This is a genomic window from Mesorhizobium sp. Arg314, from assembly GCF_053714275.1.
In genome coordinates, this window is record NZ_JBSKBP010000008.1 from 78,582 (window position 1) to 90,926 (window position 12,345).

Below are 12,345 nucleotides of genomic sequence, written 5' to 3' on the forward strand. Positions count from 1 at the left end.
CCGTCGTCATTCTAGGGCGGAGCGGGAAGCGAAGCGTACCGCGTAGACCCTAGAATCCATGCCGTGGCCTTGATCGAAGGCGCTGCGGAGCAGAATTCTGCACCGCAGCAACGCTTCGAAGTCACGGAATGGATTCTATGGTCTGCGCGCGTCGCTTCGCTCCTTGCTCCGCCATAGAATGACGACGTTGGGGCGGCTTCAACCAATCCCCGTCGTTTGCACTGATTTCACGGAAATGAACGGAAAATCTTGTACCAAGACAAACGGCAACCTTTCAAAATCCCTGTGTCGGGGAACTTGGCGAGGAGGATCAGAAAAATCAGGAACCAGCGGCGGAGGATCGCCGGACCGATCGTCTGGCGCAACATCTGCCCCTGCCACATGCCGAGCAAGGCCGGCAGCACGGCAAGCGAGGACATCGCCAGATGTCCGGCATCGAACGCACCAGCGAGGCTGGACCCAGCGCCCAAGCGATCCTACGGCACAATGAAAAGCGGCGCCTCTCGGCGCCGCTTTCGTCTCGGGAGGGAGATTTGGGTCTTGGATGGAGCCCGCGGGTTACGCGGCGGCCTTGGCTTCGATCTGCCTGGCCTTGTCCGAGGACTGGGTAATCGCGATCTTGCGCGGCTTCAGCTCCTCGGGAATATTGCGCTTGAGGTCGACGAAGAGCAGGCCGTTCTTCAGCGTGGCGCCTTCCACTTCGACATGGTCGGCCAGCTGGAAGCGGCGCTCGAAGGACCTCGAGGCGATGCCGCGATAAAGCAGCTCCGAACCCTCGCCGTTGTTCTCTTCCTTGCGCTCGCCCTTGACGGTCAGCACGTTGCGGTGGGCTTCGATCGAAATCTCGTCTTCCGAGAAGCCGGCAACGGCCATCGAGATGCGGTAGGCGTTCTCGCCGGTGCGCTCGATATTATAGGGCGGGTAGGTCTGCGCGGTCTCGGGCTGGCCGAGCGAGTCGAGCATGGTGAACAGCCGGTCGAAGCCGACGGTCGAACGATAAAGCGGGGAAAAATCAACGTGACGCATGATGTGTTCTCCTGTTGAGCAACATGGTTTGCGCATGACCCGGTGCGAAACCCTCGAAAGGCGTTCCGGATCGGCCAGCGGCCCCGACATCGGCGGCCGCACCCTTCATTTGGGAAGCGGAAAAAGCCATTTCAAGGTTTTTGACCGGCGCAAAACCGCCATGTTGATGAACGGCAGATGAACTCGGGCTTCGGCATCCGTTCAGCCTGGCGTCGCTAAGCTCAGCCAAGGTCGAGCAATTCCAGGAAAAGCGTGAAGCGGTTTTCCGTCCGGAACTGCGCCAAGACAGAGAGACAAGCGGCGCCTTGATCCCGGCGCCGTGACGAGGCCGAGCCGGGTGCAACGTCCCTTCCTCCCGGATCGACAGAGGCCGGAAGAGCGCCGCAGGCACTTCCGGCCTTACCCGTTTCACGGCAGCCGCGTCGCGTAAATCCTCGCAGCGCCTTTGCTTTTGCCGCCTGGCCGTCTATCACCATGCCGACGCCTCGCCCGTCCGGGCAAGCAGCAACCAACGACGCGCCGAATGACGGATCTTTTCCACCACACCGAGGACAATCCCGCGCCGCAGAATGCCGCGGGCGGCTTCTTCACCACATCCGACGGCAAGAAGATCCGGTACGGCGTCTTTGCCGCTGTCGCCCGCCCGCTGCAGGGCACGGTGGTCCTGCTGACCGGGCGCAACGAATGCATCGAGAAATATTTCGAGACCATCCGCAACCTCGCCGATCGCGGCTTCGGCGTCGCCGTCCTCGACTGGCGCGGCCAGGGCGATTCCAGCCGCCTGCTGCGTGACCGCCAGCGCGGCTATGTCCGCAGCTTCCGCGACTATACGCGCGACCTCGAACAATTCTTCGAGGAGATCGTGCTGCCCGACTGCCGCGGCCCCTATTATATCCTCGCCCATTCGACCGGGGCCGTGATTGCGCTGCTTGCCTCGCCGTCGATGGTCAACCGCGTGCGGCGCATGGTGCTGCTGGCGCCTTTCCTCGCCGTGCCCGACCTGCCGGTTTCGACAAGCACGGTGCGGCGCATCTGCGCGGTCTTCTGCGCGCTGGGTCTCGGCAGGCTTTATGCCGCGCTCGGTCCACGGCCGAAATTGCCGCCGCCTTTCGAGGTGAACAAGGTGACCACGGATCCCGGGCGTTACCGGCGCAATGTCGGGATCTACGAGGCCTGGCCGCACCTCGCCCTCGGCGGCCCGACCATCCGCTGGCTGAAAGCCGCCGCCGGGGCAGCGGAAGCCGTCAGCGATTCGGATTTCATGGCAAGGGTCCAGGTGCCGACGCTGATCGTCGCCGCCGGCGCCGATCGGGTGGTCTCGACCAGGGCGGTGGAAGCCTATGCCAGGAAACTGCGTGTCGGCTCGCTGTTGATGATCGACTGCGCGCAACACGAGCTCCTGCAGGAGAAGGACATCTACCGCGAGCAGCTCCTGGCCGCCTTCGACGCCTTCATTCCCGGCACCGGCGAGGCCTGATCGCGATCGACGTCCGGCCGCGGCCGGCCGTCTGGGCGCCGTGGATCAACCGCGCAGCGCGGCCATTGCCGCGGCATGCAGTTCCGGCGTCGCCGCCGCCAATATGTCGCCGCCCTTCTCCGCCGGCCCGCCTTCGAAAGTGGTGATGACGCCGCCGGCCTTCTCGATGATCGGGATCAGCGCGACGATGTCGTAGGGCTTCAAGCCCGGATCGGCGACGATATCCACGCTGCCCGCCGCCAGCATGGCGAAGGCGTAGCAGTCGGTGCCGTAGCGGGCGAGCTGGACCTTTGTCTCGAACTGGTCGTAGCGCTTGCGCGCATCGCCTTTGAACAAGGCGGGTGTGGTCGTGAACAGCGTCGCTTGCGCGAGCTCGGTCGTCTTGCGCGTCGCGAGCCTGCGCGGGCCGCCCGGTCCTTCGAAATGCGAGCCCGAGGCGTTTGCGTAGAACAGCTCGCCGGTGAAAGGTTGCGACATCATGCCGGCGACAGCGTCGCCATCGACGGTGAGCCCGACCAGCGTTCCCCAGACCGGGATGCCGGAGATGAAAGCGCGCGTCCCGTCGATCGGGTCGATCACCCAGACATGCCGGCTGGTGGTGTTTTCACTGCCGTGCTCCTCACCGAGAATGCCGTGATCGGGATATTCGGCCGAGATCAGCGCCCGGATCACGCGCTCGGCCTCGCGATCGGCCTCCGTTACCGGATCGAAGCTTCCCGCCAGCTTGTTGGTGACCGTCCCCTGGCTGCGGAAGCGCGGCAAGGTTTCCGCGGCGGCGGCATGCGCGATGCGCCGCATGAAATCGAGGCTGATATCCAAGTCGTTCTCCCCATCGCGGCCTTTGCCAGCCGCTCTTTCTCGCAGAACAGGCGCGCTGAAGACCAGTCAAGCGCCCGCATTCTGTTGCCCGAATGCCACATTTGAGCCGCCGAAGCGGAATTTCCACATCATATTGAATTAAAAAGGCCTGATGTCGATTGACATTTGTGCGCCGCACAATAATTTTGTTATCGGACAGGTTTTCCTGTCCATGCCCTCCTTGGGCGTTTCCTCCCTAGACTTCGACCGTGTCGTGAAAACGATGCGGTCTTTTTTTCGAGCAATTCCAGGAAAAGTGTGAAGCGGTTTTCCGTCCGGAATTGCGTATAGATAACTCGGCGCGCCGACCGCGCCGTCATTCCGCCGCCAGCGGCAGATCGACGAAATGATGGTCGGGCATCGACATCAGGTCGGCCGAGAAGCGGGTCAGGTCGTCGGCCAGCGCGTCGAAGCCGGCCGATTTCCGGAACGTCCGCTCATCCATGTAAAGCCCGCGATTGACCTCGACCTGCAACGCGTGCAGATGCCGCGCCGGCCTGCCATAATGCTCGGTGATGAACCCGCCGGCATAGGGCTTGTTGTGCGCGACCGTATAGCCCATGCCGACAAGCAGGCTGATTGCCATTTCGGTGAGCGCCGGCGAGGCCGAAATGCCGAAGCGGTCGCCGATGATAAAGTCGGGCCGCACGCCATTGTCGCCGACGCGGATGCCGGCCGGCATCGAGTGGCAGTCGATCAGCACGGCATAGCCGAACCTGGCATGCGTCCTGGTAAGCAGCCGCTTCAGCGTCTCGTGGTAAGGCTTGTACACCGCCTCGATGCGCGCCACTGCCTCGGCCAGCGGCAGGCGGCCGGGATAGATATCGAGCCCCTCGCCGACCAGCTTCGGCACCGTGCCCAGCCCGCCGGCGACACGCGCCGAGCGGATGTTGCAGAAGGACGGCACCGGCTCGGCGAACATGCGCGGATCGAGTTCCCAGGGCTCGCGGTTGACGTCGAGATAGGCGCGCGGAAAATTGGCCGCCAGCAGCGGCGCGCCGAGCGGCACGGCGCCGCCGAAAAGCTCCTCGACATAGCAGTCCTCCGACCGGCGGATGGCGTTGCGGTCGAGCCGCGCCATGGCCAGGAAGCGCTCCGGATAGTGGCGGCCGCTATGCGGTGAGTTGAAGAGGAAAGGGACGCGCTGTTCGGCGCCCGATCGGATTTCGAAGGGTGGGACGACCGAAAAATCCTCGGCTGCCGTTTTCAATTTGCACGAACCAGGAAACAGCACTGCATCATGACGTAAAACTTGCCACCTTGCGTGCGGCATGTCCAGCATTTCAGGCGGCGAAACCGCATGTCGAACCCGATGTGGGACGCCCTTCATTCACTTGATGTTTACCGACGCAGACTCATATACAGGATGGTTAACGGCCTTGCCCGGCGGCAGGCTTGGGGCGGGTGATTCGGACGGGACATGATGGCACGCATTCTGCTGGCGGAAGACGATGACGATATGCGCCGCTTCCTCGTCAAGGCGCTGGAACGCGCCGGCTACCAGGTAAGCGATTTCGACAATGGCGCCAGCGCCTATGAGCGGCTGCGCGAGGAGCCTTTCTCGCTGCTCCTGACCGACATCGTCATGCCGGAGATGGACGGCATAGAGCTTGCCCGCCGCGCCACCGAGATCGATCCGGACCTCAAGGTGATGTTCATCACCGGCTTTGCCGCGGTCGCGCTCAATCCCGATTCCAAGGCGCCCAAGGACGCCAAGGTGCTGTCCAAGCCCTTCCATCTGCGCGATCTCGTCAACGAGGTCGAGAAGATGCTGCAGGCGGCCTGAGCCACCTTCGGCAGGCATCGGCGATGCGCTTCACCGATGCGACAAACGGAAGCCGTCTTTCCACATTCCCGCTATTGACGCGCCGGATCAAAAGTGGTGTATGCGCGGCTTCGGATGGGCGTGTAGCTCAGCGGGAGAGCACTGCATTGACATTGCAGGGGTCACAAGTTCAATCCTTGTCACGCCCACCATCCTTCCAATAATTTAGACGACCCGGTTGGCGTAGAACTCTGCGCTTGGATTTCCGTTGGAAATGGACAGGCGATGACTGCCTCGAGTCGACATCGAGTTTAGCGGTTCCCCAGCAGCACCGCTGATGGCTGCTACCCGAGATCCCCTTCGAACATCACAAGCACGCGATTCGACGCTTTCAGCGCGAAGCGCTTGGCCTCTTCGTAAGCGGGGTCGGCGTAGCAGGCCTTGGCGATCTCCAAGGACGGGAATTCCACCAGGATCATGCGGCCGGCGTCGCGCGCCTCAATCAGCAGAGGCGGCTCTTTTGTCGTGTTTGTGCGCGCCTGGTACTTTTCGCCGATGGCCTTCCAAAGGCGGCTGTATTCGGCCTGCGCCTCCTGGTCCGAGATTTCGGTTCCGACGATGAGCCAGTATCCCTTCACGCTGAAGTGCTCCCTGATGATTGCAGGCCTACACCATGAACTCGCCGCCGTTTATGTGCAACAAATGGCCGGTGACGAACTTGCCATGATCGCGTGAAACCAGAGCCGAGGCTTCGCTAGGAAGCAAGCCGCTGTGGGTCCGCTGCCGATAGAACGGTGACACAACCCGGATAACCGGCTACGCAAGGCACAAATTCGGGGATCGTTCCAATTCCAATGGAGACTCTGCTCTTCGGCCGGCCAGCAATTGCAAGCGGACTGCGATTTCCAGCCGCCAGCCTCGGCGCATGAGTGCTGGCCCGAAAAAGCGCCCGGTCTGGTTGCGCGTCTATCTTGAGCTCAAGCGGGCAGGCAAACGCGCTGGCGCGCCGCTTGCCACACTCGCCCGGATTCGCCAACGGGCTGAAAACAAGGCGGCTCGCAATCGTCTGGCACGACAGCGCGTCAATGCCGCTCGTAAGGCCCATGAGGCGTCGCAGTCCGCCACGGTGAAGGACAGCTTCATGTTCGTCCGCATCATCGGCAACGACCTGGAGCCGCGGCACAGGAAGGGCCAGTCATACGACAATGTCCGGTTCATCCTGGACAATGAACCTGAGTTCCCGGACTGCGAGAAATTCTGGATCGTCAACCGCATCGTCGACCCCAAAGAGGAGGCGCGCATCGTCGATCTCCTGCAAAGCCGTGGCCAGAGCTTTCACAAAATCCCGTTCGAACTCGATGCGTATCGGCAAGTTCACTGGAACACAGACGGGCTGGTGGCGAACGAATCCAGGTTTACCAACGCCGATAACCGGCCGGGTGGGCAGAATGCGTCGCGTTACGAAACGCATCTCCGCCACCGCAAGAACCTCTATGTGATGAACGCCAACACCGCGCGCAACGCGGCATTGGAGCTGGCCCGGGGGCGTGCCAAATGGCTGATGCCTTGGGACGGCAATTGCTATCTGACACAGCCGGCTTTCCGGGAGATCCGATCGGCGATCGGGCAGAACCCATATTTTCACTATGTCGTCGTGCCGATGGCGCGCATCGTCGACAACGCGCTGGTCCTCGACGAGACATTCAGGCCGGCCGCGACGGAAGAGCCGCAGATCATTTTTCGCAGCGATACGGCCGAGCTCTTCGATGAGCAATACGGCTATGGGCGCCGGCCGAAGATCGAAATGCTGTGGCGGCTCGGTGTCGCCGGACCGTGGGACCGGTTTCGCGACGATGCGTGGGATTTCCCCCGCCCGCGCCTTGCGGCGGATGCCGGGCTTTTCCAGAATGCGGGCTGGGTTGCGCGCCTGGATTCAGGGCGTGCGCATCTGGAAATCGGCCGGGCCGGGTTCCGGGCCAGGCTGGGCAAGCGCGACGAGGCGATCGTCGGCATGCTCGACCGCTGCGACGCCAGGGCGATCGTTCAACAGCTCGATCCGGCACGCCTGGTCTATTACGACGAGCACATGCTCGCCGCCGCGCGCCAGAGCCAAGACCCGCATGTCCGACGGGAGTTGCGTGCCTGCGCGGAGCAGGCGCTTCTGCGCGGTCCATTCAGCGTCATGGACAAGAGCGGCTGCGCCCCAAGCGGCGATCCGCACGATTACTTCCAGCCGGCCCCATATTGGTGGCCGGATCCGCGCAAGCCGGACGGCCTTCCCTTCATCCGGCGCGACGGCGAACACGCCCCCGGCACAGCATTGTTCGCGGCAGGCAGCGAAGCCTACGACCGGACACGCCTGCAACGGGTTCTCGACGACACCACCCTGCTTGCTCTGGCGGCGACCGTGCTTGGCGAGCCACGCTTCGCCAGCCATGCCGCGCGGCTTGTCCGGACATGGTTCGTGGACCCCGCGACCAGAATGAACCCGAACATGCGCTATGCGCAGGTGCGGTCGGGGCGCGACAACAATGAAGGCCCTGGATATGGCATCCTCGAACTCGCGGACCTCTACTTCTTTCTCGACGCCGTCAGGTTGATCGAGCGAAGCGGAGCGCTGGACGTGCGCGACAGCCAAGCCGTCAGGGCCTGGCTCGGTTCATATTGCGAATGGCTGGACACCGCGCCGGCCGCGAAGTTTGAATTCTACCGGCTGAACAATCACGGTGTCTTCTTCGATCTGCAACGGGCGGCCATCGCGGCATTCCTGGGTGACGGCGCAGCACTTGCGAAGGCGGGACTCTATGCCCGCGAAAGGATCGCGGCCCAGATCGCGGCCGACGGCCGCCTGCCCGAGGAACTGTCACGCACCCGCCCGAGGCACTACGCCATGTTTGCCTTGCAGGGTTGGACGGCGTTGGCGCGAATCCTGTCCTCGGTCGGCGACGATCTCTGGGCGTACCGGACGAAGGACGGACAGGGGCTTGTCGCAGCTCTGCGCTGGGTGGCGGCACACGGCGACACCCTGGCCACGATACCCGGCGAGACATTCGATGAGGAGCGCATCAAGCCTTTGCTGGACGATCTGGCGTGGCATCATGTCGGCGAAACTGCGGCTCCAGGCGTGCAACCGGAAGCAACGAAGCTGATCTTCCATCCGGATTGCGCGATCCCGCCATTCTGGATATGGCGGCGGCCCTGATTTCTCACATTGTTCCCAGACCGCGCAGCCAGGCGATCCGCCACCTTGCTTTGGCGATCAGGCCGGACTTCGGTCTCTTGCCCTGCAGGATGCGTTGCCTGACCTTCCTCAGGATCGGATCGACCGGGGCAGCTTTGACCGCGCGATGCGCCATCGCCAGCGCCCTATCCCGGTCCGCCGTCGTTTGCTGGAGTATCCAGGCCGAACATGCGGCGGCATAGGGGTAGCCTGCTTCCCCCGCGGCAAGGAAGAATTCGAAATCCGCAGCATATGGACATCTGCGGAACAGCACCTCTCCGAGCAGTCGCATGATCGTCACTGGTATTTTGCGGCGCGCCTGAAATTGCCGTGTCACTACGGATTTCAACACCGCTTCGCCCGAAGCATAATCGCGCTCGCGAAAAAAGGACGACGCGATCTTCAGGGTATAGGCATCGTTTTCCGGATCGAGCGCATAGGCCTTATCCAGGAGCTCACGTGCCCGCCTGGGCGCGATCTTGTCCTCCATCGCAAGGAAAGCCACCTGATAACCGAAGGCCGCCTCACGCGGATGATAATCCGCCTGGTGAACCTTCAACTCGTCGAGAATGATGTTCGCGGCTCGCGGCGCGTCGAACAAGGCAGCCGCACGCATGAGAGGCGCACCGCCCATCAGCGACGCTATCTCGGCGAAGATGCTGCTTCCTGAATAGATTTGCCGGCAGCGCGCCGCCAGTGCCATCTCGAAGAATGCTCTCAGGGTCTCGTCGGCGAATGCGTCGGCGCCGAAATCGCCGGTCAGCATCGCCCCGGTTTCTGCCCTGAGATAGTCGAGCGTCGGACGATGCTGCCCGATCAGCAGCGTTGTCACACCTCTCGACGAAAGCTCCGAAACGATCGCCCGCGCGAGCGTTGAAGGAATGACCTTCTCGGCAAAGACCAGGCTGGCGCGATGCTTGCCGTGCACGATGTCGCCGCTGCGCAGATGGAGCGCTGCCATCGGGCCGGGAAACCGGCTTCGATCGGCGGCGGCGATTGCTTCCTTCACAGTCGCCGAATAGTCGAAACCACGCAACGTCTCCGCCCGCCGCTCCAAAACCTGAGCCGCATTGCTTTGCAGGACAAGAAAATCGTCGCAAATCCAGCCGCGCAGTTTCCTTTCTTTCGCAACTTCGCCAAGGTCGCGTCCGCCAAGGGCCGCCATGTCGACAATGCCGAAATCGGACGCCTTGACGCTTTCGCCCAGCCAATACTTTTCAATGAAGTCGGGTGAGAAAATCCTGTCGGCGATCTCGACGGTATGGAACGCTTTGTCGGCCGCGACCTTTCGGTTCCAGGTGAAGCCGAAGCGGTAGCCGGAGGTGTCGGCCAGCGTCTTCGCGTTCGCCATCGCCAGAAGGCGGCCGCCCAGCCCGTCGGTCCTGGTGGCGGCGATCAGCGTCGAGGCTGGATCAGACAGCGCCAAGACGGATGTCGCCCTTCTCGACATGCTCGAGGAACCACGCATAGGTCTGTTTCAATCCATCGCGCAGCGCGTATTTCGGACGCCAGCCGGTTGCAAACAGGCGCGACACATCCATCAGCTTGCGCGGCGTGCCGTCCGGCTTCGTTGGATCGAAGGTGATCTCGGCGGCGGCGCCGACGACCGAGACGATGGTTCGGGCAAGCTCCTCGATAGTGAGGTCCTCGCCGCTCCCGACATTGACGTGACCCTCACCGGCATAGTTCTTCAAAAGCCAGACAAACGCGTCGGCGGCGTCGCCGACATGCAGGAACTCCCGCATCGGCCGGCCTGACCCCCACACCTGCAGGGTCTTTTGACGGGTGAGCTTCGCCTCATGCGCCTTGCGCATCAGCGCCGGCACGACATGGCTGCTATCGCGGTCGAAATTGTCACCCGGACCGTAAAGGTTGGTCGGCATGGCCGAGATGTAGTTGACGCCGTATTGCCGCCGGTAGGCCTGGCAAAGTTTCAATCCGGCGATCTTGGCCACGGCATACCATTCATTGGTGGGTTCGAGCGGGCCGGTGAGCAGCGTGTCTTCCGGGATCGGCTGCGGCGCAAGTTTCGGATAGACGCAGGACGAGCCCAGGAACAGGAGTTTCTGCACCTCGCTGCGGAAGGCGGCTTCGATCACATTGGTCTGCACAACGAGGTTTTCGTAAAGAAAATCCACCGGGAAGCTGTCATTGGCAAGGATGCCGCCGACCTTGGCGGCCGCCATGATCACCACATCCGGCCGCCGGTCCTCCATCCAGCGGCGCACGCCGGCCTGGTCGAGAAGGTCAAGCTCGCTCCGCGCAACGGTCACGATCTCGCAATCCTCGCCTGCCAGACGGCCCACCAGCGCCGAGCCGACCATGCCGCGATGACCGGCGACGAAAACGCGCTTTCCTTTGAGATCGAAGCTCTTTTCCATGAGCGCAGGTCCTAGGTTGAACGGCCGTTACCCCATACGCCGCCGGCGGCGCGCGCCAGGTCGGCCTGGACCATTTCCGCCACAAGGTCCCTGAAACCGACGGTGTGCGACCTGCCCAAAACGTGCCTCGCCTTGGCGGCGTCGCCAACCAGCGCGTCCACCTCGGCCCTTCTCGAGCAGCAGTTGCGCCAGATAAGCCCCGTCCTGCCCGGTAACACCGGTGATAAGGGCGACTTTGTCTGCTGGGGCGACTTTGTCCGCCATTGCCGTATTCGTCCGCGCCAATTTCGGCAAGCGAATACAGATTTGCCGGCGGAACGCAAATCCCCGCACGGGGGATCGGCTCAGATGCCCGCCATCGCCAGCAGGACCTTCATCCTGGCGGCGGCAAGATCAGGGTCGGCCAACAGACCGGCCTGGTCGGAGAGGCGGAAGACATCCGCGTAGTGGCATATGCCGCGCGCCGACTGCATGCCGCCGACCATGGTAAAATGGTCCTGATGCCCGTTCAGCCAGGCCATGAAGACGATGCCGGCCTTGTAGTATTCGGTCGGCGCTTCGAAGATCTTGCGCGACAGCGGTACGGTCGGGGCCATCAGCGCGTCGTAACCGGCCTTGTCGCCTTCGGCCAGCTTCGCCAGCGCCGCGTTTGCCACCGGCGCGATAGCGTCGAAGATGCCGAGCAGCGCGTGCGAGTGTTTTTTGCCGTCGCCGGCGATCAGCTCCGGGTAGTTGAAATCGTCGCCGGTGAACATCACCACCCCGTCGGGCAGCCGGTCGCGCAACCGCACTTCCTTGCCGGCATCGAGCAGCGATATCTTGATGCCCTCGACCTTGCTTGCGTGCCGCTCGATGATGGCCACGACCGTATCGAGCGCGGCGTCGAAATCGTTGCTGCCCCAATAGCCTTTGAGCGCCGGATCGAACATGTCGCCCAGCCAGTGCAGGATGACCTTGCCCGACGCCTGGGAGAGCATTAGGTCATAGACGCGGGCATAGTCGTCCGGCCCTTTTGCCACGGCCGCCAGCGCGCGGCTCGCCATCATGATCGCTTTGCCGCCCTCGCCTTCGATGAAGGCGAATTGTTCTTCGTAGGCGCGGATAACGTCGTCGAGCATTTTGGCCGCCGCTGGCGCCAGATGATCGGTCCCCGCCCCCGAAGCGAGGTCGGCGCCCGGAACCGTTTTTGCCTCCGCGATCGAGCGGCGGATCAATTCCTTCGCGCTCCCCCAGTCGAAACCCATGCCGCGTTGAGACGTGTCCATTGCCTCGGCGATGCGGAAGCCGAGCCGCCACAGATGATGGCGAAACGCCATGGTCCTGTCCCAGTCGACCGCAGGCCGCAACCAGGGATTGGTCATCGCGATGGGGTCGGCAACGACGTGGGCGGCGGCATAGGCGATGCGTGAAAAATGCGCGCCCCCGCTCGGCACGACCGGTTTGCCGACGAGCCGGTAGCTGACCCGGTCGCCGTTTTCCGCAGGCAAGGTGATGTCCATTCAACTCTCCCGTTGCGGTTCCTATAAATGGAACGTTCCAATAAATCAAGAACCTTTATGTTCAAGGAGCCTGGCCGGCAGGGCACACGGCACCTCAGCGTGAAAACCCTTGTATTGGT

Annotated in this window: 11 protein-coding genes, 1 tRNA gene and 1 pseudogene; 4 read left to right on the top strand and 9 right to left on the bottom strand. The window is 62.8% G+C overall.

All coding sequences use genetic code 11. From position 1 onward, the window contains the following. Positions 1 to 227: 227 nt before the first annotated feature. Together ACWGS9_RS10860 and ACWGS9_RS10865 are read right to left on the bottom strand one after the other, a co-directional pair. On the bottom strand, positions 228 to 419 hold the full coding sequence (locus ACWGS9_RS10860; RefSeq protein WP_454505247.1) for a hypothetical protein: 192 nt from the start codon (positions 417 to 419) through the stop codon (positions 228 to 230). 139 nt (positions 420 to 558) lie between these two features. Beyond that, a complete protein-coding gene (locus ACWGS9_RS10865) occupies positions 559 to 1,026 on the bottom strand; it encodes an Hsp20 family protein (RefSeq protein WP_320214695.1) in 468 nt (155 codons plus the stop codon). 523 nt (positions 1,027 to 1,549) lie between these two features. On the opposite strand from ACWGS9_RS10865, the gene ACWGS9_RS10870 reads away from it, so the two are divergent. After that, positions 1,550 to 2,503, top strand: coding sequence for an alpha/beta fold hydrolase (locus tag ACWGS9_RS10870; RefSeq protein ID WP_454505248.1), 954 nt, complete (start codon positions 1,550 to 1,552; stop codon positions 2,501 to 2,503). A gap of 45 nt (positions 2,504 to 2,548) precedes the next feature. Here ACWGS9_RS10870 and hisN read toward each other — a convergent pair whose 3' ends face one another. Both hisN and ACWGS9_RS10880 read right to left on the bottom strand, forming a co-directional pair. Continuing rightward, positions 2,549 to 3,322 carry a histidinol-phosphatase gene (gene hisN, locus ACWGS9_RS10875; RefSeq protein ID WP_320309677.1) on the bottom strand — a complete coding sequence of 258 codons (774 nt, stop codon included), beginning with the start codon at positions 3,320 to 3,322 and terminating at the stop codon, positions 2,549 to 2,551. A gap of 355 nt (positions 3,323 to 3,677) precedes the next feature. Then, positions 3,678 to 4,634, bottom strand: coding sequence for an N-formylglutamate amidohydrolase (locus tag ACWGS9_RS10880; RefSeq protein WP_454505249.1), 957 nt, complete (start codon positions 4,632 to 4,634; stop codon positions 3,678 to 3,680). Positions 4,635 to 4,784: 150 nt separating this feature from the next. On the opposite strand from ACWGS9_RS10880, the gene cpdR reads away from it, so the two are divergent. Together cpdR and ACWGS9_RS10890 are read left to right on the top strand one after the other, a co-directional pair. Next, positions 4,785 to 5,147, top strand: a complete 363-nt coding sequence (cpdR, locus tag ACWGS9_RS10885) for a cell cycle two-component system response regulator CpdR (RefSeq protein ID WP_006199474.1) — start codon at positions 4,785 to 4,787, stop codon at positions 5,145 to 5,147. Positions 5,148 to 5,263: 116 nt separating this feature from the next. After that, a tRNA-Val gene (locus tag ACWGS9_RS10890) sits at positions 5,264 to 5,338 on the top strand. A 132-nt stretch (positions 5,339 to 5,470) separates the two neighbouring features. Here ACWGS9_RS10890 and ACWGS9_RS10895 read toward each other — a convergent pair. Further along, complete coding sequence (locus ACWGS9_RS10895) at positions 5,471 to 5,764, bottom strand: DUF1330 domain-containing protein (RefSeq protein WP_454505250.1); 294 nt, start codon at positions 5,762 to 5,764, stop codon at positions 5,471 to 5,473. A 503-nt stretch (positions 5,765 to 6,267) separates the two neighbouring features. On the opposite strand from ACWGS9_RS10895, the gene ACWGS9_RS10900 reads away from it, so the two are divergent. Next, positions 6,268 to 8,328 carry an alginate lyase family protein gene (locus ACWGS9_RS10900; RefSeq protein ID WP_454505251.1) on the top strand — a complete coding sequence of 687 codons (2,061 nt, stop codon included), beginning with the start codon at positions 6,268 to 6,270 and terminating at the stop codon, positions 8,326 to 8,328. Positions 8,329 to 8,332: 4 nt separating this feature from the next. Here the strand turns inward: ACWGS9_RS10900 and ACWGS9_RS10905 are convergent, their stop codons facing one another. The 4 genes and pseudogenes from ACWGS9_RS10905 to ACWGS9_RS10920 form a co-directional block, all read right to left on the bottom strand. Further along, positions 8,333 to 9,772, bottom strand: coding sequence for a hypothetical protein (locus ACWGS9_RS10905; RefSeq protein WP_454505252.1), 1,440 nt, complete (start codon positions 9,770 to 9,772; stop codon positions 8,333 to 8,335). Continuing rightward, positions 9,759 to 10,727, bottom strand: a complete 969-nt coding sequence (gene fcl / locus ACWGS9_RS10910) for a GDP-L-fucose synthase (protein WP_454505253.1) — start codon at positions 10,725 to 10,727, stop codon at positions 9,759 to 9,761. The genes ACWGS9_RS10905 and fcl overlap by 14 nt, the downstream gene beginning before the upstream one ends. A gap of 164 nt (positions 10,728 to 10,891) precedes the next feature. Next, positions 10,892 to 10,991: pseudogene (locus ACWGS9_RS10915) on the bottom strand (GDP-mannose 4,6-dehydratase); the annotation flags it as partial. 80 nt (positions 10,992 to 11,071) lie between these two features. Beyond that, entirely contained in the window at positions 11,072 to 12,226 is a 1,155-nt protein-coding gene (locus tag ACWGS9_RS10920; protein ID WP_454505254.1) for a dihydrodipicolinate synthase family protein, read from the bottom strand. Positions 12,227 to 12,345: the final 119 nt, after the last annotated feature.